At 75.1% G+C, this 20772-nt stretch carries 15 protein-coding genes and 1 pseudogene; 7 read left to right on the top strand and 9 right to left on the bottom strand.

Features of this window, described 5'->3' with window-relative positions; genetic code table 11:
• Positions 1-89 precede the first annotated feature (89 nt).
• The 3 genes from ACLFMI_RS13210 to dut form a co-directional block, all read right to left on the bottom strand.
• Entirely contained in the window at positions 90-467 is a 378-nt protein-coding gene (locus tag ACLFMI_RS13210; protein WP_410948117.1) for an OB-fold nucleic acid binding domain-containing protein, read from the bottom strand.
• Positions 468-708: 241 nt separating this feature from the next.
• Entirely contained in the window at positions 709-4494 is a 3786-nt protein-coding gene (locus ACLFMI_RS13205) for a DUF3710 domain-containing protein (protein ID WP_410948116.1), read from the bottom strand.
• Positions 4494-5009 (bottom strand): dUTP diphosphatase, encoded by a 516-nt coding sequence (gene dut / locus ACLFMI_RS13200; protein WP_410948115.1) that lies wholly within the window; start codon positions 5007-5009, stop codon positions 4494-4496. The genes ACLFMI_RS13205 and dut overlap by 1 nt, the downstream gene beginning before the upstream one ends.
• A 25-nt stretch (positions 5010-5034) precedes the next feature.
• Between dut and ACLFMI_RS13195 the strand changes: the two genes are divergently transcribed.
• Positions 5035-5541 carry a DUF3093 domain-containing protein gene (locus ACLFMI_RS13195; RefSeq protein ID WP_410948114.1) on the top strand — a complete coding sequence of 169 codons (507 nt, stop codon included), beginning with the start codon at positions 5035-5037 and terminating at the stop codon, positions 5539-5541.
• Positions 5542-5653: 112 nt separating this feature from the next.
• Here the strand turns inward: ACLFMI_RS13195 and ACLFMI_RS13190 are convergent, their stop codons facing one another.
• A complete protein-coding gene (locus ACLFMI_RS13190) occupies positions 5654-5956 on the bottom strand; it encodes a DUF4193 domain-containing protein (RefSeq protein WP_410948113.1) in 303 nt (100 codons plus the stop codon).
• Positions 5957-6323: 367 nt separating this feature from the next.
• On the opposite strand from ACLFMI_RS13190, the gene ACLFMI_RS13185 reads away from it, so the two are divergent.
• The 3 genes from ACLFMI_RS13185 to ACLFMI_RS13175 all read left to right on the top strand — a co-directional run bounded on the left by ACLFMI_RS13185 (position 6324) and on the right by ACLFMI_RS13175 (position 8695).
• Entirely contained in the window at positions 6324-7421 is a 1098-nt protein-coding gene (locus ACLFMI_RS13185; protein WP_410948112.1) for a phosphotransferase family protein, read from the top strand.
• Positions 7421-8056: an envelope integrity protein Cei gene (gene cei, locus ACLFMI_RS13180; RefSeq protein WP_410948111.1), complete on the top strand. Its 636-nt coding sequence runs from the start codon at positions 7421-7423 to the stop codon at positions 8054-8056. The genes ACLFMI_RS13185 and cei overlap by 1 nt, the downstream gene beginning before the upstream one ends.
• A gap of 282 nt (positions 8057-8338) precedes the next feature.
• A complete protein-coding gene (locus ACLFMI_RS13175) occupies positions 8339-8695 on the top strand; it encodes a hypothetical protein (RefSeq protein ID WP_410948110.1) in 357 nt (118 codons plus the stop codon).
• Positions 8696-8872: 177 nt separating this feature from the next.
• Here ACLFMI_RS13175 and ACLFMI_RS13170 read toward each other — a convergent pair whose 3' ends face one another.
• Positions 8873-9721, bottom strand: a complete 849-nt coding sequence (locus ACLFMI_RS13170) for an inositol monophosphatase family protein (protein WP_410948109.1) — start codon at positions 9719-9721, stop codon at positions 8873-8875.
• 207 nt (positions 9722-9928) lie between these two features.
• Here ACLFMI_RS13170 and ACLFMI_RS13165 point away from each other — a divergent pair.
• Positions 9929-11407 (top strand): annotated as a pseudogene (locus tag ACLFMI_RS13165) (RNA polymerase sigma factor); the annotation flags it as partial.
• A gap of 92 nt (positions 11408-11499) precedes the next feature.
• On the opposite strand, the gene ACLFMI_RS13160 reads toward ACLFMI_RS13165, so the two are convergent.
• Positions 11500-11886 carry a DUF7715 family protein gene (locus ACLFMI_RS13160; protein WP_410948108.1) on the bottom strand — a complete coding sequence of 129 codons (387 nt, stop codon included), beginning with the start codon at positions 11884-11886 and terminating at the stop codon, positions 11500-11502.
• A 255-nt stretch (positions 11887-12141) separates the two neighbouring features.
• Between ACLFMI_RS13160 and ACLFMI_RS13155 the strand changes: the two genes are divergently transcribed.
• Complete coding sequence (locus tag ACLFMI_RS13155) at positions 12142-15630, top strand: ATP-binding cassette domain-containing protein (RefSeq protein WP_410948107.1); 3489 nt, start codon at positions 12142-12144, stop codon at positions 15628-15630.
• Between the two features lie 25 nt (positions 15631-15655).
• On the opposite strand, the gene ACLFMI_RS13150 is transcribed toward ACLFMI_RS13155, so the two are convergent.
• Positions 15656-16597 carry a cation diffusion facilitator family transporter gene (locus ACLFMI_RS13150; RefSeq protein WP_410948106.1) on the bottom strand — a complete coding sequence of 314 codons (942 nt, stop codon included), beginning with the start codon at positions 16595-16597 and terminating at the stop codon, positions 15656-15658.
• A 252-nt stretch (positions 16598-16849) separates the two neighbouring features.
• Positions 16850-17131 carry a hypothetical protein gene (locus tag ACLFMI_RS13145; protein ID WP_410948105.1) on the bottom strand — a complete coding sequence of 94 codons (282 nt, stop codon included), beginning with the start codon at positions 17129-17131 and terminating at the stop codon, positions 16850-16852.
• Between the two features lie 37 nt (positions 17132-17168).
• Here ACLFMI_RS13145 and ACLFMI_RS13140 point away from each other — a divergent pair, with 37 nt between their 5' ends.
• Complete coding sequence (locus ACLFMI_RS13140) at positions 17169-17786, top strand: TetR family transcriptional regulator (RefSeq protein WP_410948104.1); 618 nt, start codon at positions 17169-17171, stop codon at positions 17784-17786.
• Between the two features lie 406 nt (positions 17787-18192).
• On the opposite strand, the gene ACLFMI_RS13135 is transcribed toward ACLFMI_RS13140, so the two are convergent.
• Entirely contained in the window at positions 18193-20733 is a 2541-nt protein-coding gene (locus ACLFMI_RS13135) for an ATP-dependent Clp protease ATP-binding subunit (protein WP_410948103.1), read from the bottom strand.
• Positions 20734-20772 lie beyond the last annotated feature (39 nt).

Raw genomic sequence — 20772 nt, 5'->3', positions numbered from 1 at the left:
GGCAGGGTTCGCCGGGCCCGGTTCGTCACGGCGCCCCGACGTGTCGGGGCGCCCGGTCGGTCACTGTCGGTTCGTCGGTCGGTGGTTCGTCACTGCGCCTGGCAGATCTCGTAGTACGGGTTGTAGAGCACCTTCTGCCCGTCCCGGATCGACACCCGCCCGCGTACGCGCATGGTCCGGCCGGCCTCGATCCCGGGGATCCGGCGCCGGCCCATCCACACCAGCGTGACGCCGTCGGTGCCGTCGAACAGCTCGGCCTTCAGCGTCGCCTCGGCGTTCTGCGGGCCCACCTCGACGCTCCGTATCCGGCCGAGCATGGTGACCTCCTCACCGCACGCGCAGTCGCGCGCCGGGCGGGCGCCGGTCTCCTCGACCTCCTCCGCGAGATCGCGTGCGTCGAGCTCGTCGACGTCGCTGGTGAGTGTGCGGAGCATCCGGCGGAACGTGCCGCCCTCCGTGCTGCCCATGTCTCTCCTCGGCCCGCTGTCTCCCCGGCCCGCGCGGACCCGGTCGGTCCGGGCATCGCGCACCCCGGGGCGCGTCGTCAGGGTAACCCCGCGCGGCGGCCCCGTGGTCGTGACCGGATGCCGACCACGGCCCGGCCGCCGCGCCGGACGGTCCCCCGCCGGCGCCCGGTGGCCGGGCCCGCGGCCGGCCGCGGCACGGACCGGACGATCCGGGGGCACGGGTCACCGGCACGGCCGGGGATCAGTCCCGCCGGTGCCGTCCGAGCTCGCGGGGATCGGTGCCCTCGCCGCGCCCACCGGACGCCCACCGCCCGGTGAACCCGGACCCGCCGGCCGCGCGACCGGTCCACGGATCCGCCTCGGTGTCCGGCTCGTACGCCGACCCGTCGAGCGGATCCTGCGCGGCTCCGGCCGCGTTCCGGCCCGTGGCGCGCCGGGAGCGCCGGTAGTCGGCCAGTCCGGTGACCGGGTAACCGTTCGTCCGGTTCCCGTCGGTCCGGTGGCCGTTGGTCCGGTGGCCGTTGATCCAATCCCCAGTGGTCGGGCTCGCGTCGCCGTACCCGGCCGCGGCAGCGTCCGTGCCGTGGTCGGCGAAGTCGGCGCCATGGCCGGCGGGGTCGGCACTCCGGCTGCCGTAGCCGGCGCTGTGGCTCGCGGGGTCGGCATTCCGACCGGCGAAGTCGGCGCCGTGGTCGGCAGCATCCGTGCGGTGCCGGACGAGGTCGTCGTCCGCGCCGGGCCGGACGTCCGCGAGGTCGTCCGGCCCACGGTGACCGTTGCGGTGGTCGTCGGCGGCGCGGTCCGGGGCACCCGCGCCGTGCGACGCGCGGCGGCCCGGCGTGCTGCGGTACCGCTCCCCCGCCTCGGCCGGTGACCGGAACAGGTCCTCGTCCGCGGCGGGGTCGGCCGCGGAACCGTCCTCCTCGTCCCGGCGGGACACGCCGTCGATGTCCCCGGTCGCGGCGGAGGCCAGGATGTCGGCCACCGACCAGCCGGTCCCGGTGCCGGCACCGTGCCGGCCGCTGCGGCGGGTGGCCGCGATCTCCGCGGAGAGCCAGCCGTGGTCGTCGGCGGCCGGGGCGGGCTCGTCGGCAGCGGGCTCGTCGGCAGCGGCGGCGCGGTCGGTGTCCGGGCTCCGGCGACGTCGCGGCACCGGATCGGCGTCCGGCGCCCGGCGTCGGCGCGGCAGCGGGTCGGCGGCCGGAGGTTCCGGCTCCGGCTCGCGCGTCCGGTCCAGGGTCGCCTCCATCAGCGGGACGTCGGCGAGCGGGATGTCCTCGATCGCCATCGGACCGTGCGGCCGGTCCGATCCGGCCCGATCCGATGCGGCGCTGTCCGATCCGAGGCTGTCCGAACCGAGGCGAGCCGAGCCGACCCGATCCGACGCGGTGCGATCCGATCCGACGCGGTCCGCCCCGACACTGTCCGACCCTGTGCGGTCCGGGGCGCTGTCCGCACGGCCCGCGGCCGGGCCGCGGCCGACGACGTCGTCGGGATCGTCGCGCCAGGTCCGCGGACCGAGGTCGAGCCCCCCGGCCGGCGCCCGCCCGGTCCGGAGGTCGTCGTCGCGGGACGGGCGGTCGCCGGCGTCCGGCTCGGCGGAGCGACGGCGACCGGCGCGACCGGTCGTGGCCGGTCCGGTTCCGCTCGCACCGCGGCCGAAGGCGGCGCTGTCCGCACCGGTGCCGGACCGGGCGCCCCGGCCGCTGTTCCCGGTGGAACGGTCCTGGCCCGCGGGATCGGCGGCGGTGCCCGCCAGCAGCTCGGCTGCGGAGAGCGCGGTCACAGCGGGGTCCCGGCGGGCCGGGGGTGGCATCGGCTCGTGGCCGGACGGGCCCGCGCCGTAGGCGGGCGTGTCCGACTCGCCGGGGTCATCCCCCGTCCTACCAGCCGGACCGCGGGCCGGGGCCGGGCGGACGCCGGGCCGCCGGCGGCCACCGGCCGGACCGGATCGGCCGTGCTGGTCGGCTCGGGCCCGATCGTCGGACGGGGCGTGCCCGTCGGCAGGGGCGCCGAGCGGGTACTCCTCCGGCGGAGCGGCGGGCCGGCGGTCGTCGAACCGCTCATCGAACCCGCGCTCACCGAACCCGCGCTCGTCCAACCCGCGGTCCCTGGACTCGCGCTCGCCGACACCGTGCTCGGCGGCCGCACGCTCGTCCGGCGGCGCCGCGGCGGGGGCCGGATGGCGCCGGGCGAGGGCGCCGCGGTCGGCCCGGCCGGCGCCGTCCAGACCGGGGCGGTGTGCCCGCACGGGCCGATCCGGGCGCCCGGGTCGTCCCCACCCGGGCCCGGGAGCGCGGTCGGGGGTGCGGCGGGCACCGTCGTCGTCGGCAGCGGGCACGGGCGTGACGGTGGTGCGCTCGGCGGGTTGCTCCGGCCGGGCACGCAGCGGCGGCCCGGCGACGGTCGTCCGCTCGGCGGCGCCCTCGGCCGGGACGGCGCGGGCCGCCGGACGCCCCACCGGCGGCAACGCCCGGGTGGACGGCTCGGCAGGGCGGGGCATCGGCGCGGGCGGCGGGTCGGCCGGAACGCCGGGCGGGGGCGCGGCCGGGGACGGCCGGGCGCCGCTCCGGCGGGACGGCCCGACCGGCTCGCGCGGCGTCGCACCGGTGTCGCGCGGTGTGGCGCCGGTGCTGCGCGAGGACGCACCGGTGGCGCGCGGGGTCGCGCCGCTGTTACCGGGAGCCGGGGCGGCGGTGGTCGTCTCGTCGTCGACCGGTGCCGGCACCGACACGGTGATGCTCGCCTTCTGCGGCGCCGCCTCCGGCTGCGCCTCGCGCAGCCGCTCGGGCAGCTCCAGCGGCAGCACGGTGCGCGGTGGGTACGGCGACTTCCCGCGGACCACGATGATCCCGCGCAGCACCCGGCGGAGCTCCACGTCGAGGGCGTCGACGGTCTCCAGCGACGCGGTCGCGACGCCGTAGACCATCCATCGCGGGCCGTCGGCACCGACGAACACCGACGCCGCGTTCTCGGTCCGGGCGTGCAGCTCGCGGCCCCAGTCGCCGCGGGCGCTACGCACCCGGGCCCCGCCCTTGCGCAGCGACGCCTCGATCTCCGCGGCCAGGTCGGCCCACAGTCCGGACGACCGCGGCGCGGCGAGCGCGCTGACCGCGATCCGGCCCTCGGGCAGCAGCAGGTGCACGGCCTGCGGCCGCTCGCCCCCGGAGGGTTCCAGCTTCATCTCGGCGCCGTAGGGCACCGGCACCTGGACCGACCCGAGGTCGACGCGGGCCAGCGCGTCGGTCATCGACGGGTCGAGTTCCTCCACGTCGGCCGGGCCGAGCGGCCGCCCGCCGGACCCCGGTGGTGGGACCGACAGCGGCGCGTCGCCGACGCCGTACTCGTCCTCGTCGTACTCGTCGTCGTACTCGTTGTCGTAGTCGTTGTCGTAGTCGTTGTCGTAGTCGTTGTGGGCGTCGCCGTCGTAGTCGTCCACGTACTCGTCGCCGTCGTAGTCGTCGATGTCGTCCACGTACTCGTCGTCGAGGTCGTCGCTGTGGTCCACGTGGCCGTGGCCGTCGTGGGTGTCCCTGTACCCGCCGCGACCCCAGGCGGGGTCGTCCGGATCCCCGCCGTCGAAGCCCTGCGGGGTGTGGTCGCGGGCGTAGGCGGGCTCGCTGCTGCGATGGCTCAGCAGGGGAGGCTCCTCGTCGTCCCAGCGGCCGTCCGGGGCGACCCGGCCGCCGGTCGGGTACCGGCCGGAGGTGCCCGGAGCGCCGGTCCCGCCGCGGACCGCCCGCACCGCGGTGGTGGCGGGCTCGGCCGCGCCGGCGGCGGCGCCGCGGACCGACCCGTTCCGTCCGGGTCCGTTGCGGCCGGAGCCGTTATGACCGGAGCCGTTGGGACCGGCTCCGTTGCGACCGGCTGCCGGCCGCCCGGAACGGTCCGGCCCCCGGTCGTGATCGTCGTCGTAATCCTCGCCGTACCCCGGGTATCCGGGATAGCTGCCGGACCCGGTGGCCGGGCCCTCGTCGTCGTGCTCGGGCCGGATGTCGAACATCCGCCCGCGTACGCGCCCGGCCATCAGCGACCGCCTTCCCCGGAGCCGAGGACGGCGTTGCCACCGGTCGAGCCGTGCCCCGCACCCCCGCGGGCCGAGTCCGGCAACGCAGCGACCTCGACGAACCGGGCCGTCTCGATCCGCTGCACCACCAGCTGCGCGATCCGGTCACCCCGGCGCAGCGTGATCGGTTCGGCCGGATCCAGGTTGACCAGGCACACCTTGATCTCGCCGCGGTAACCGGCGTCGACCGTCCCTGGCGCGTTGACGATCGACAGCCCGCAGCGGGCGGCGAGACCGGAACGCGGGTGCACGAACCCGGCGTGACCGGGCGGGAGCGCGACCGCCACCCCGGTACCGACCAGGGCTCGTTCGCCGGCGGCCAGCACGACGTCCTCGGCGGTCGCCAGATCGGCCCCGGCGTCTCCGGGCCGCGCATACGCGGGCGTCGGGACGCCGGGGTCGAGCCGGGTCAGCAGCACGTCGACAGACGGTGCGACCAGCGGCTCGTCCGGGGGAGCAGGCACGGAACCGGGCACGGCGGGCGACGCTACCCTGGGAGCTGTGAACCACCGCCCTCCGGAGAAGGACTCTGCGACGTCCGGCCCCACTGCGTTCGACGAGCGGTTGTCGGTTCCGGTGTGGTGGTACCTACCGGCCGTCGGGCTCGGCGTGCTGCTGGGAGCCGAGATCCACATGGGTTATCCGGGCCTGCGGGCCTGGATCGGCTACCTGACGATGATCCCGCTGTGCGTGCTCGCGCTGTGGTGGATGGGCCGCAGCCGCACCACCGTGCGCGACGGTCGGCTGGTCTCGAACGAGCGCTCGGTGCCGCTCTCGGTGGTCGGGGTCACCGACACCGTGGCCCGCGCCGACAAGCAGCGGGCGATGGGGCCGGACCTCGATCCGGCGGCGTACGTGCTGCACCGGGCCTGGGTCGGGCCGCTGGTACGGGTCGAGATCACCGATCCGGCGTCGGACGAGCCCTACTGGGTGCTCAGCAGCCGCCGCCCGGAGGAGCTGCGGGACGCGATCACCGCCGCGCAGGACCGGACCTCGCAGACCCCCTGACCCGGACCCCCACGGACGACGACGGGTCCCGGCCGATCGGCCGGGACCCGTTCACGTAGCGCCGTGGGCTGCGCCGCTGTGCTGCCTGTGTGTCGGTGCCTGTGTGTCGCTGTCAGGCGCCGCAGTCGCGGCAGATGAACTGCCCGCCCGACGAGCTGGCCAGCCGGCTCCGGTGGTGCACCAGGAAGCAGCTGGCGCAGGTGAACTCGTCCGCCTGCTTGGGCAGCACGTTCACGGTCAGTTCCTCGCCGGACAGGTCCGCGCCGGGCAGCTCGAAGCTCTCCGCGGTGTCGGTCTCGTCGACGTCGACGACCGCGGACTGCGCCTCGTTGCGGCGCTGCTTGAGCTCGTCCAACGAGTCCTCGGCCATCTCGTCGGCCTCGTTGCGCCGTGGGGCGTCGTAGTCGGTCGCCATCGGTCTCACCCTTGCCATTCACATCCGTGCCGCTCACGGGCCCCGGTCAGCGGCAGATCCTTCGCATCGGTCAAGTCGTCGCGTGCCGCAGGAGAACGTCGCGGCGACCAGGTTTGTGCCCGGGTCGGAACGTGACGCCGGTCTCACCCCCGGACCACGTCCGTCGATGATCGACACGACTCCCGTCCGGGACGATCCGTCCGCCACCGGCGGGCGCGAAGGGTAGCCCAGCGTCCGGCGCGTGTCGCGGCCGGTATCGGCGTCGTGACCGGGAGCACTCGATCGGCCGCACCTCCGCGCACCGGCGAGGGGACGAACGGGTGTCGCGTCCTTCGCCGTCGATGCGCGCCGACTACGCTCCGCGGGCGTGACGACGAGTGCCCGCAAGCCCACCCCAGGAGCCGATCCCGCGGCGGTCGGCGGGTGGCTCGCCACGACCCTGCACGACGAGCGCTGGCGGGAGGCGGAGCTGGCCCCGATCGGCGCCGGGCGGTCCAACCTGACCTACCGGGTGGCCAGCCCGGCCGGAGCCGTCGTGCTGCGCCGGCCGCCGGTCGGGTCGGTCGCGGCGACCGCGCACGACATGGGGCGCGAGCAGCGGGTGATCTCGGCACTGGCCGACACGGACGTCCCGGTGCCAGCGGTGCTGGCCACCTCCGACGGCGCGGGCCCCGACGCCCCCACCGATGCCCCGTGCTTCGTGATGGAACTGGTCGACGGCGTCGTCCCGCTGGACGAGCTGCCCGCGGGCTGGGCCGGGACCGAGGCCGAGCGGGCCCGGGCCGGCACGGCCCTGATCGAGGTCCTGGCCGCGCTGCACGCGGTCGACCCGGCGTCGGTCGGGCTCGGCGACTTCGGGCGGCCGGAGGGCTTCCTGGAACGCCAGATCCGGCGCTGGGGCAAGCAGTGGGCCGCCGCACGGGACTCCGACGACGACACGGCGGTGGACGGCGACACCGAGAGCGAGCTCACCCGGCTCGCCGAGCGGCTCGGGGCCGCGGTGCCGGTTACCCAGCGGCACACCGTGGTGCACGGCGACTACCGGATGGACAACTGCGTCTTCGCCGCCGACGACCCGGGCCGGATCCTGGCCGTGCTGGACTGGGAGATGTCCACCCTCGGCGACCCGCTCGCCGACCTGGGGCTGCTGCTCGTCTACTGGCAGCAGGACGGCGACGACCCGATCTGGCGGGACGCCCAGCGGCTGCCGGCCCCGACGAAACTGCCCGGCTTCCCGACCCGCACCGAGCTCGTCGACGCGTACGCCGCGCGCACCGGTCTCGACGTCGGCGAGCTGCCCTGGTACGTCGGTTTCGGCGCGTTCAAGCTGGCCGTGGTGCTGGCCGGGATCCTGTCCCGGGTGCGTGCCGGGTCGGTGCCCGAGGAGATGGCCGAGGGTCTCGACGGCGCCGTCGGGCCGCTCGTCGCGCTGGGCCACCACCTGCTGGACGGGGGGTCGTTCTGATGGCGACACGGTGGCCACAGGCCGGTCCGGTGCGGCGCTACGAGCGGCGCCGCACCCGGCCGATCGTGATCACCGCCGCGGTACTGGCGGTGCTGGTCGCGGTCACCTGGACCATGGTGCTGTCGACGACCACCGACGGCGCCCGGTCGACGAACTGCTCGACGCCCGCGACCGGCACCCTGGCCGGCTCCGAGATCGACCGGGCGACGCTCGCCGAGATCGCCCCGGTCGCGCCCGACGACGCCCGGTTCCAGGTGCTCAACGCCGGCGGCCAGCGCGGCCAGGCGAACCTGGTGGCCGCGCAGCTCAAGGACCTGCAGTTCGGCGAGGCCTCCTCGCCCGGCAACGACCCGGCCTACCCGGAGGGCAACCTGGACTGCATCGGCCAGGCCCGGTTCGGCCCCTCCGGCGAGGCTGCGGCCTCGACCCTGGCCCTGGCCCTGCCGTGCGTGGAGCTGATCCGCGACGACCGGCCTGGCTCGGTGGTAGACGTGGTCATCGGGAGCGCCTTCACCGACGTCGCGCCGGGCCGGGCGGCCCGGGACGTGCTCGACCAGCTCTCCTCCGCCGGCAACGTGGGCGGCTCCAAGGCCGACCCGGGACTGCTCGCCCAGGCCCGCCAGGGAGTCTGCTGACGGCGGGTCGTCGGGCGCCGACAGGCCAAGGTGCTGCCCACCGCGCCGGGCAAGACCACCGGACAGCTCCGGGCCGCGATCCAACGATTCCTCGTCGGACTCGCCGACCCCGACCTGCCTGCCACGCCGGGACCGCAGGGCCCGCACCCGCGGCGTCGCCGTCACCTCCGACGCCGACGACATGGCCACCCTGCGCGCGTTCCTCCCGCCGCCGCAGCCACCGGCATCTACGCCGTCCTCGACCAACACGCCCGCGCCTGCCCGACCGCCGACCCCCGAGCGATGGACCACCGCCGCGTCGACGCCCTGATCGACCTGGTCCTGCGCGAGACCGGCCTGGTCAGCGAAGGAACCGCCACCGCGTCCGCCGGCACCGCATCCGGCGGCCCAGAGCCGTCCAACCCGGACCCGGACAGCACGGGGCCGGACAGCGCAGTTCGGACACCACAGATCCGGACGCGACACGGTCGGCAACCACCAGCCCGGGCACCGCCGAGGGTGCGGCTGGCGGCGATCGGGCCGGTGCGTGCCACCACGGCCCCGCCGGGAAGGACCGGGCCCGGGTTCTGGGAACTGGCCCCCGCCCCGGCCGCACACGCCGCCGCACACGCCGCCGACACCGCGGAGCCCCCGTTCTGATGACGACCGTTCCGATGGACGGCCCCTCCGATGCGGGCCGAGCAGACAGGGGCAGGGACGCGTTCCGGCCCGCCTGGCCGCGATCGCGGCTGTCGCGTACTCCGCACCGAGTGCCGTCGAACACGCGACCACCACCGGCAACCTGGTGTCGGACGGCCTCCGCGGGCGACTGCCGAGTCAGACCTCCGCAGCGCCGCTGCGCCGGGCCAGCGCCGCCAGCTCCTGGGCCACCCCGGGGGCTGCGGCGAACGTCACGTCGGCGCCGAGGCCGCCGCCGTCCGGGCCGAGGTCGGCCGGGCCGCCTGCGATGTGCACCACGGCGCCCGCCTCCCGGGCGACCAGCGCCCCGGCTGCCCAGTCCCACCAGTTGCAGCCGTGCTCGAGGTAACCGTCCAGCCAGCCCGCACCGACCGCACACAGGTCCAGCGCGGCGGCACCGGCGCGGCGGACGTCGCGCACCTGCGGCAGCATCGCCGCGACCATCCGGGCCTGCCGGGCCCGGCGGTCCGAGCGGTAGGCGAAACCGGTGCCCACCAGCGACAGCGACGGGTCGGTGCTGCGTGCCACCGCCAGCGGCGCGCCGTCGCAGGTCGCGCCCCGGGCGAGCCCGGCGCTCCACAGCCGGCCGGCCGCGGGCTCGGCGACCGCACCGGCGACCGTCCGACCGTCCTCGACCGCCGCGATCGAGATCGCGTACCAGGGCAGGCCGTACAGGTAGTTGACGGTGCCGTCGATCGGGTCGACGACCCAGCGCGCGGTCGAGACGTCGCCGGATCCCTCTTCGCCGTAGACCGGCTCGCCGGGGCGCAGCTCGGCCAGCCGGTCCCGCACGAACCGCTCCACCGCCGCGTCGGAGGCGGTGACGACGTCGGTCGGCGAGCTCTTCGTACTGACCGCACCCTCCACCGACCGCGGCGCCGAAAGCCCCCGCAGATGCTCGGCGGCCTCGGCCGCGACCTGCTCGGCGACGGCCCGCAGAACGTCCGGGTCGGTGCCGGTGGAGCCGGGATCGACGTGCGTGCTCACAGGCCCATCCGACCATGCATCCGGGGTCCGGGACGCGCGGGGCGGCGTGAGGTGCGCCCCCGCGGCGGGACGCCGTTACAATAGAACGCGTACCCAGCCTCCGGGACGCGCGGCGACCACCATCGACGCCGGCGACCGAGGCGGTGCCAGGACAGCACGTCCGGCCGGACCGCGACCCCGTCTCCCCCGACGGACGCGCCGCTCTCCGACCGTCGTAACGACTCCAGCGCACGTAGCGAGAGGGCCCAGGTGGCAGCCGCAGACTCCGCAGCACGCAGCGACTCGAACGTCGAACCGACGTCGGGTTCCGCATCCCGCAGCCGCCGCACGTCCGGTGCGACCGCGTCCGGCACCGCGAAGACCGCCACGGCGACGGCCGGCGCAACGCAGCCGGCCACACGTACCCGCAAGACGGCGACGGCCGCAGCTCCGAAGACCGGCCCGAAGCGGACCGCGACCAAGAAGGCCGCCCCGAAGAAGACCGAGGGCGCCGACGAGGTCGAGACCGCCGAGGGTGAGGTCGATATCGAGGAGGCCGACCTCGCCGACGAGGGCACCGTCGACATCGAGGCCGACCTGGTCGCGGCGGCCCAGGAGGTCGACGCCGACGAGGCGGACGATGAGGACGACGACGAGGAGACCAACACCGGCAAGAACCGGATCGCGCCGACGACCCGGTCCTCGCAGCAGAAGTCGGCCGACTTCGTCTGGGACGAGGAGGAGTCCGAGGCGCTGCGCCAGGCGCGCAAGGACGCCGAGCTCACCGCCTCCGCCGACTCGGTCCGCGCGTACCTGAAGCAGATCGGCAAGGTCGCGCTGCTCAACGCCGAGGAGGAGGTCGAGCTCGCCAAGCGGATCGAGGCCGGCCTCTACGGCGCCGAGCGCATCCGCAAGGTCTTCGAGTCGAACGAGAAGCTCTCACCGCAGTTCCGGCGCGACCTGCGCTGGATCGTGCGGGACGGCGAGCGCGCCAAGAACCACCTGCTCGAGGCGAACCTCCGCCTGGTGGTGTCGCTGGCCAAGCGCTACACCGGCCGCGGAATGGCGTTCCTGGACCTGATCCAGGAAGGCAACCTGGGCCTGATCCGCGCGGTCGAGAAGTTCGACTACACCAAGGGCTACAAGTTCTCCACCTACGCGACGTGGTGGATCCGGCAGGCGATCACCCGCGCGATGGCCGACCAGGCCCGCACCATCCGGATACCGGTGCACATGGTCGAGGTCATCAACAAGCTCGGCCGCATACAGCGTGAGCTGCTCCAGGATCTCGGGCGCGAGCCCACTCCCGAGGAGCTTGCCAAGGAGATGGACATCACCCCGGAGAAGGTGCTGGAGATCCAGCAGTACGCCCGGGAGCCCATCTCGCTGGACCAGACCATCGGTGACGAGGGCGACTCGCAGCTCGGTGACTTCATCGAGGACTCCGAGGCCGTCGTCGCGGTCGACGCGGTGAGCTTCACCCTGCTGCAGGACCAGCTGCAGTCGGTGCTCGCGACGCTGTCCGAGCGCGAGGCGGGCGTCGTGCGGCTGCGGTTCGGCCTCACCGACGGTCAGCCGCGCACTCTCGACGAGATCGGCCAGGTCTACGGCGTGACCCGCGAGCGGATCCGCCAGATCGAGTCGAAGACGATGTCGAAGCTGCGCCACCCGTCGCGGTCCCAGGTCCTGCGCGACTACCTGGACTGACGCGCGACCCGAGTTCCGCTCGACGGCCCCCACCACTTCCGGTGGGGGCCGTCGTCGTGTGCGGGGACGGCCCCGTGCCTCGCCGGGATCGGTCAGCGGGACGCCGGGAGCGCACGGATGACGACGTCGTCGAGGCGGCGCTCGACCACGGTGCCGACCGGAAGGTCCGCGACCAGCTCCGCCATGTCACCCGCGATCTCCTCACCGAGCTCGGCGCCCCAGCCCTGCTGCTCGAGGCTCGACCGGAACGCCTCGACATGGTCGGCGCCGGACATCGCCAGCTCGACGACCTGGGCCGTCGTCGTCACCCGGTGCGAGTTCAGTCCGCCGAATCCACGCCCGCAGCCGCAGCCGCCGTCCGGGTCCGCCCGGTCGGCCGAGCACACCAGCCCGATCCAGACCAGTTCGCCCTCGGTGCAGTGGTGGTAGTCGTTCGAGCGCGTGCCCTGCGTCCGGGCCGTCGCCACCAGAACCTTCATGTCGTTCTCCCCTCGTCGACCGGGAGAGTCGCACCCGGCACCGACAGTTGTCGCCGGGTCCGCCACCCGCCCGACGAGGGCGTCGCGTCGGTCTCCCCCGGGCGATCGGGCCAGTGCCACCCCACGTCGCCGAGGTCCGATCATGCGGTGGACATCGGAAAACCGGCGGAATCCGTCAGGCCCCGCAGCTAGCGTCGAACCGGACCGGCCCGGAGATCCCGGCTGTCGCGGTCCGGTTCCTCGGGGGTGGACGACGTGCGGGCACAGCCGCTGTCCTGGCGACGGCTCGCCGGACCGGCGGCCGGCGTGGCCGTCGTCGCGGCGGTGCTCGCCGCGACGGCCGAGACGCTCGCCGCGCGGGTCGTGGGCTGGGTCGCGGCCGGGCCGAGCGCCGGGCTGGTCGGGCTGCTCGCCGTGTTCCTGCTCGGTGCGGCGGCGCTGGACACCGTCGGGCGGGTCGTCTTCTCCGGGGTGGTCGGGCGTGCCGAGGGCCGGCTGCGGGCCGACCTGCTCGACGCCGTGCTCCTCCAGCCGCTGCCCCGGCTGGAGGACCAGGCGGTCGGCGAGCTGCTCGATCGGGTCGACGACGACTCCCGCCAGCTCGGCACCCTGATCCGCCGGATCGGCTGGGAGACCGGCCGGGCGGTGCTGCGCTCGGCGCTGGCCTGGATCGTGGCGGGCGTGGTGTTCTGGCCCGCGTGGGTCGTGTTCCCGCTGGTCGGGGCGCTGGTCGTGGCCGTGGCGCGGCCGCTGACCCCGCTGATCGCGCGCTGCAAGGTGGCCGAGGAGACGGCCTGGTCGGACCATTCCGCGCAGCTGGAGGAGGCGGTCGCCGGGCAGGACGACGTCCGCACCGCGCTCGGTCAGCCGCACGTCGTCCGCGGTTACGCCACCCGTGCCGCGGAGGTGCTGCGGCGGGTCGGGGCCACCTGCCTCGCCTCGACCCGGGTCGGGCTGCGGACCGGGTTGGTCGCGCACCTGCTGCTGGGCGCGATCGCGCTCGGCGGGGTATGGCTGGTCGCCGATGACCCGGGCGGGATCGCCGCGCTGGTGACGCTGTGGATCCTGGCGACGGCGTTCGTCGGTCAGATCGACGCGATCGTCGACCGGATGCCGGAGATCCAGGCCGGGCTCGGCGCACTGACCCGGGTCGCCTCGCTGCTGTCCGCCGAGCGCGAGCCGGACGGCGGCGCGGAGGTCCCGCCGGGCCCGGTCGCGGTCGAGCTGCGCGGCCTGACCGCCGGTTACGACGGCGGGTTCCGGCTGGCCGGGATCGACCTGACCGTGCCGGCCGGCACGACGTGCGCGCTGATCGGGCGCACCGGGTCGGGCAAGTCGACGGTGGCGAAGGTGCTGTCCCGGGCCATCGAGCCGGATCGCGGGCAGGTGCTGGTCGGCGGCCGGGACGTCCGCGACATCGCGCTCGGCGAGCTGCGCCGCGGCGTCGGCGTCGTCACCCAGCGGACCGAGATCCTGGCCACCACGCTGGCCGGCAACATCGCCCTGCTCGACGACGCGGTCCCCCGCCGCGCGGTCGAGGCCGCAGTCACCGCGCTCGGCCTCGACGAGTGGGTGGCGAACCTGCCCGAGGGGGTGGACACCCGGCTCGGCAGCGGCGGGCTCACGCTGTCCGCCGGCGAGGAGCAGCTGGTCGCGTTCGCCCGGCTGCTGGTTCGCGACGTCGCCGTCGTCGTGCTGGACGAGGCGACCGCGCGGATGGACCCGGCCACCGAGGAGCGGGTGACCCGGGCCGCGCAGGCGTTGCTCGCGGGCCGGACCGGGATCATCGTGGCGCACCGGTTGTCCACGGTCGGCCGGGCCGACACCATCGCCGTCCTGGAGGACGGCCGCGTGCTCCAGCAGGGCGATCGGGCCCGGCTGGCCCGGGAGCCGGGCCGGTACGCCGAGCTGCTTACCGAGAGCAGCGCCAGCGGAACGAGCATCGACACCGAGAGCAGCGCCAGCGGAACGGGCACCGGCGCTGCGAGCAGCACCGACGGTGCGGACGCGGGAGGCCTGCTCCGGTCGACCCGCCGCGACGTGCTCCCCGCCGCCCCGGCGCCCGCTCCCCCGCTGTGGCGGGCGGTGTTCGCGCTGCTGGTCGCGCACCCCCGCTGGGGGCTGGCCGGCGCGGCGATGTTCGCGCTGGCCATGCTGGCCGGGGCGACCGGCACGGTGACCGGGCTGTTGTGGGGGCTGGTCGCCCAGGAGCTGCAGGCCGGCCGGCGGCCGTGGCTGCCCGCGCTGGTGCTGACCGGTGTGCTGCTGCTCTACCCGGTCTGGGTCGCGGTGGCGTTCCGCACGTACCCGCGGTGGTGGGCAGCCGCGACGCTACGGATGCGGCTGGCCGTGCTGCGCGGTCAGACGATGCAGCACCGGCCGGCCCGGGTGCCGGCCGGCGAGGTCGTCGCCCGCGCGCTCGACTCGGACCGGATGGTGCTCTACGCCGACCGATGGGTCGACGTCGCGATCGCCGCCGTGGTCGCGGTGAGCGCCGGGCTGGTCTCCGGCGACGCCCGGGCCGCGCTGGTGATCGGCGGGTTCCTGCTGCTGTGCGCCGCGGTCGCCGCGCTCGGCGCCCCGTTCGCAGGACGGGCCGGCCGGAGCGCCGCCGACGCCCGTGCCCGCTTCGGCACCGCGCTCGGCTCGGCGCTGGAGGCGGTGCGCACGGTGAAGCTCGCCGCGGCCACCGGGGCGGTGCGCGGGCACCTGTCCGGCGTCGACGGCGTCCGGGTGCTGGCGACGATCCGCGAGCAGCGCATCCGCACCCTGTTCGACGGGGTGCCGGGCCTGCTGCTGCAGGCCGCGGTGGTGCTGACCTGGTCGTTGCATCTGGCCGGCAGCTGGGACCTGGCGACGGCGTTGCTGGTGTCGACCACGCTCGCCGGGGCCGGGCACCTCGGACAGGTGTGCGCGGCGGTCGTCACCGAGGCACCGATCGCGCGGCGCTGGCTGGGCGCGGTGGCCACCTTCGCCGGACCGGTCGACCCGACCGGGCTGCCGGACGGCGTCGACCTCGTCACCGGGGCCGCGCCGGACCCGGAACCGGCGCCGCGCGAGCCGCTGCGCCGGTTCAGCCTGGAGAAGGTCACCGCGGTGCACGACGACGGCACCGTCGGCGTCGAGGGTGTGGATCTCGACGTGCACGCCGGGTCGCTGGTGCTGGTCACCGGACCGGTCGGAGCCGGCAAGTCCAGCCTGCTCGCCGGACTGGCCGGCCTGGTCGGGCACGAGGGCGTCATCCGGTGGAACGGGCGTGCGGTCGACGACCCGGAGACGTTCCTGCGGCCGGGGCAGGTGGCCTACGTGGCGCAGCTGCCCCGGGTGCTGTCCGGCACGTTCGACGACAACATCACGCTCGGCCACCCGCGCCCGGTCGCGGACGCGGTCGCCGACTCCCGGCTCGCCCGGGACGTCCAGACGGCCGGCGGTCCGGACGCCGTCGTCGGGCACCGCGGGATCCGGCTCTCCGGCGGCCAGGTGCAGCGCCTGGCGATGGCCCGGGCACTGGCCACCGGCGCCGAGCTGATCGTCGCCGACGACGTGTCCTCGGCGCTGGACATCCGCACCGAGGTCGAGCTGTGGTCGGCGTTGCGCCGGCGCGGTACGACGGTCGTCGGGGCCAGCACGAAGCGGGCCGCGCTGGCCCGCGCCGACCGGGTCGTGGTGCTCGACCAGGGCCGGGTGGCCGACGAGGGCCGCTGGGCGGAGCTGTCCGACCGGTGGTCGCACCTGGCCGGCTGAGGGCCGCGGTGCCACCCGGAGCGGCTCAGCCGCAGTGGTTCTCGTGGCCGACGTGCGCGTGGTGCTCGATCTGCAACGTCGTGTGGCTCAGCCCGAACCGCTCCCGCAACGCGTGCGCGGCGCGGTCGAGCACCGAGGCCTCGCCGCAGTGCAGCTCGACCTCCTCGTCCACCACCAGGTGCGCCGACATCGCGGGGGTGCGGTCATTGATCGACCACACGTGCAGGTCGTGCACCGCGACGACACCGGGCACCCTGAGCAGCTCGTCCCGGACCCCCTCGGGATCGATCCCGGGGGGTGCGCCCTCCAGCAGCACGTGCGCGGCCTCGCGGAGCAGGCCGACCGCCCGGGGCAGGATCAGCGCGACGATGAACAGCGAGGCGATGGTGTCGGCGTAGGGCCAGCCGGTCGTCATCAGCACGACGGCGGCGCCGATCACGCCGACCGAGCCCAGGGCGTCGCCCAGGACGTGCAGCATCGCGCCGCGCAGGTTCATGTTCGAACGGTCCCCGCCGGCGAGCACGGCCAGCGAGACCACGTTGCCGACCAGCCCGAGCACGCCGATGACCAGCAGCGGCAGGCCGGGGATCTGGTCCGGCTCGAACAGCCGTGCCACGCCCTCGACCGCCACGAACAGCACCACCGCGACCAGGGTCAGCGCGTTCAGCGCGGCGACCAGGACCTCGGCGCGGCCCATCCCGTAGGTCCGGCGCATCGTGGCAGGCCGGGTGGCCAGCTGCGCCGCGACCAGCGCCGCGACCAGCGCGCCGGCGTCGGTGAGCAGGTGGCCGAGGTCGGCCAGCAGGGCCAGCGACCCGGTCAGCAGCGCCCCGACCGCACCGAGCACGGCGGTGAGCAGCGTGACGCCCAGCGCGATCGACAGCCGTCGCCGATCCGTCGTCGCGTGCCCGTGACCACCGTGACCGCTGTGATCACTGTGACCGCTGTGGCCGTGTCCGTGCCCCATGCCGCCAGCCTATACATGCATGTATTCGCATGTCTAAACGGAAGGCTCTCCGGATGATCGCGGCGCGCCGGTCAGAAGATCGAGTAGGCGCCGGCCACCACGATCTCGTCGCCGGTGTGGAAACGCGGCCGGACGCCCCGCCGTCGGGCCCGATGCCGCTCACGGCACGGACCCGTTCCGACGGCGCCCGGTCGGCGAGAAACCTCCGTACCGCCGCCCGCAGCTCCTGCTGCTCGGTGTCCAGGACGAGCTTCACCGACGACCCTCCTCGCGCTGCGTACCGACCCTGAGCTCCCGGAACGGGACGTCCCGGTCCACCTGCGGTTCCTTCGACAGGCCCAGGATCCGCTCGCCGATGATGTTGTGCTGCACCTCGTTCGTGCCGCCCGCGATGCTCGACGACGGCGCCGAGTTGATCCCGAGCGCGAGCTCAGCGGCGGGCGCGTCGTCGGGCTCCCAGGCCACCACGTCCGCGCCGCCGAGCCCGCCGGCCACCTCGATGGCCCACCGCAGCTGCAACACCGGGACGGGCATCGGCACGCGGCTCGGCGGGATGGGTCATGCTGGCCGGATGAGCAGCGCACCGGTCGAGGGGAGCGGCTCGGCCGTCCCGCGCGGCGGCGGCCGGGACGCCATCACCGGCGCCGCCCGGACGATCTTCGCCGAGCGCGGCTACCACGGCACCTCCATCCGGGACATCGCCAAGCGCGCGGGCCTGTCGCTCTCGGCCCTCTACTACTGGCACCCGAGCAAGCAGCACCTGCTCGCCGCGCTGGTGGAGGAGATCACCCACGACTACTTCCAGCGCTGCGACCGGGCGCTGCGCGAGGCGACCGACGAGCCCGCCGAACGGCTGGCCGCCCTGGTCCGGACCACCGTCGAGTACCGGGTGAGCCGGCGCGTCGAGAGCAACATCGCGACCCTGGAGTGGCGCAACCTCGAGCCCGAGAACCGCGAGCGCCTGGACGGGCTGCGCCGCGCGGCCACCCGGCTGTGGGTCGACCTCATCGCCGACGGGGTCGCCCGGGGAGCCTTCCACTGCGCGCACCCGGACGACGCCCGGCGCGCGATCGTCGCGGCCTGCAACGCGATCGCGCAGTGGTACGAGCCGGGGGGCGGCATCACGCTGCCCGAGCTCGCCGAGCGCTACACCGCGATCGCGCTGCGGATCGTCGACCACCGGGTGTGAGGCGGGCCCGCCCGGCCGGGTGGTGGACGGTGCCGAGGCCGCGGCGCTCGGGCTGTGCACGCGTACCGACCCGGGTCCGCGCGTCGCCGCGCTCGAGCTGGCCGGCCGGATCGCCGGGCGCAACCCGCACGCGGTGCGTACCGCCAAGCGGCTCCTCGACCTGGCCGGTCGCGCGGACCTGGCGTCCGGGTTCGCCGCGGAGCAGACCGAGATCGGCGCGCAGATCGGCAGTCCCAACCAGGTCGAGGCGGTCGCGGCGAACTTCGAGAAACGCGCGCCGGTGTTCGACGACCCCCCGCTCACACTCCCGGGCACCCCGGCCCCAGGGGCACCCCCGGAGCCCCGGCGGAGGCGAGGGTGCCCTTCGGGACATCTGCACCACGGCGCGGTGCCCCGGAGCGGCCGGCTACGGCGCGGCGGTCTCCCCGACATCGATCGCCAGCTCCCCGTCCTCCGCATCGACGCGCACCGTGCGGCCCGGACCGATCCGGCCGTCCAGCAGCATCTGGGACAGCGGGTTGTCCAGCTCCCGGCGGATCGTCCGGCGCAGCGGGCGGGCGCCGAAGTCGGGCTGGTAGCCGTGCTCGGCGAGCAGCCGGACGGCGTCCGCACTGATCTCCAGCCCGATGTCGCGGCGGCCCAGCCGGGAGCGGGTGTCCTCGAGCAGCAGCCCGGTGATGTCCGCGAGCTGCTCGGTGTCCAGCCGGCGGAAGACGATCGTCTCATCGATCCGGTTGAGGAACTCCGGCCGGAAGACCTCGCGCAGCCGTGGCATCAGGCGCTCCCGCAGCACCGCGTCCTCGCGCTCCTCCGCGGTGGCGTTGTGCTCGGCCGCCGACCCGAAGCCCAGCGTCATCCCGTGCCCGGTGATCAGCTCGGACCCGACGTTCGAGGTCATGATGATCACCGTGTGCCGGAAGTCGACGGTGCGGCCCTGGCCGTCGGTGAGCCGGCCGTCGTCGAGCACCTGCAGCAGCGCGTTGAACACGTCCGGGTGCGCCTTCTCGATCTCGTCGAGCAGCAGCACCGAGTACGGACGGCGGCGCACCGCCTCGGTGAGCTCGCCGGACTCGCCGTAGCCGACGTAGCCGGGCGGGGCCCCGACCATCCGGGCGACGGTGTGCTTCTCGCCGTACTCGCTCATGTCGAGGCGGACCATCCGGTCCTCCTCGCCGAACAGCGACACGGCCAGCGCCCGGGCCAGCTCGGTCTTGCCGACGCCGGTGGGACCGAGGAACAGGAAGCTACCGACCGGCCGGTCCTCGTCACCGAGCCCGGAGCGGGAGCGGCGGATCGCCTCGGCGACCGCGCTGACCGCCGCGTCCTGCCCGACCACCCGCTCGTGGAGCTCGTCCTCCAGCCGGAGCAGCCGGTCCCGCTCTGCCTCGGTGAGCTGCTCGGCCGGGATCCCCGTGGACCGGGAGACGACCTCGGCGATCTCCTGCACCCCGACCTCGGGAGCCTTGCCGTCCCGCTCGCCGGGGTCGGCCGCCAGCGAGTCGCGGGCCGCGGCGATCTCGTCGCGCAGCCCGGACGCCTTCTCGTAGTCCTCGTGCGCGACGGCCTGGTCCTTGTCCCGGGTCAGCTGCTCGATCCGCTGCTCGATCTCCCGGCGGTCCACCGTCGGGGTACGGGTGCGCAGCCGCACCCGGGCGCCGGCCTGGTCGAGCAGGTCGATCGCCTTGTCCGGGAGGAATCGCTCGGTGACGTAGCGGTCGGACATCTCGACGGCCGCGCGCAGCGCCTCCGGGGTGTAGCGGACCTGGTGGTGCGCCTCGTAGCGGTCGGCGAGCCCGCGCAGGATCGCCACCGTGTCCTCGATCGAGGGCTCGGGCACCATGACCGCCTGGAAGCGGCGGGCCAGCGCGGCGTCGGACTCGATGTGCCGGCGGTACTCGTCGAGCGTGGTCGCGCCGATCACGTGCAGCTCGCCACGGGACAGTGCGGGCTTGAGCATGTTGCCCGCGTCCATCGAGCCGCCGCCCTCGCCACCGCCACCGGAGCCGGCGCCGACCATGGTGTGGAGCTCGTCGATGAACACGATCAGGTCGTTGGAGTGCTCGCGGATCTCCTCGATCAGGGTCCGCATCCGCTCCTCGAAGTCGCCGCGGTACTTGGTGCCCGCCACGACGCCGGCCAGGTCGAGCTGGACGACCCGGCGGCCGCGCAGGGTGTCGGGGACCTCGCCTTCGGCGATGCGTTGCGCGATCCCCTCCACCACCGCGGTCTTGCCGACCCCGGCCTCGCCGATCAGCACCGGGTTGTTCTTCGTCCGCCGGGACAGCACCTCGATCGTCTGCTCGATCTCGTCACCGCGGCCGATCACCGGGTCGAGCCGACCGTTCCGGGACGCCGCGGTGAGGTCCTGGCCGTACTGGTCCAGGGTCGGGGTGTTGGTCTGCTCCTGCTCCGCGCCGGGCGCGACGCCGGGCGCGACGCCGGGTGCGCCGGCCGGGCCGGGCTGCGGGCCGCCACCGGTCATCGAGCCGGGGGTGAACCGCGAGCGCGCCAGCAGCCGTCCGGCCGCGGACTCCTCGTTCGCGGCCAGCGCCAACAGCACGTGCTCGGGCCCGATGTAGGTCGACCCCAGGGACCGGGAGATCTGGTGCGCATCGAGCAGCGCGCGCTTGGCCGACGGCGTCAGCGACGGCGGCCGGGCCTCGTCGGTGTCCCGCCGCGGCAACCGCTCCTCCAGCGTCCGGACGATGACGTCCGGGTCCGCACCGGCCCGGGTGATCCACCGGCGGGTGCTCTCGGTGCGCGCGCAGGCCAGCAGCACGTGCGTGGCGTCGAGGTCGGGGTCGCCACGCTCGGCTGCCTCCTGCGCGGCCCGGCCCATGATCTCCCGGGCACCGGCGCTCATCAGGCGGGTCAGGTCGATCCGGTGCACGGGGCCACGCGGGTCGCCCGGACCACGTGGATCGCCGGGCCCGAAGAAGCCGGTCATCACACAAACCTTTCGTCGGGGTCGCCCGACGACGTTCCC

The sequence above is a fragment of the Pseudonocardia nantongensis genome (assembly GCF_046546495.1).
Taxonomy (GTDB): Bacteria; Actinomycetota; Actinomycetes; order Mycobacteriales; family Pseudonocardiaceae; genus Pseudonocardia; species Pseudonocardia nantongensis.
This window is presented reverse-complemented; position numbering and strand designations above follow the sequence as displayed.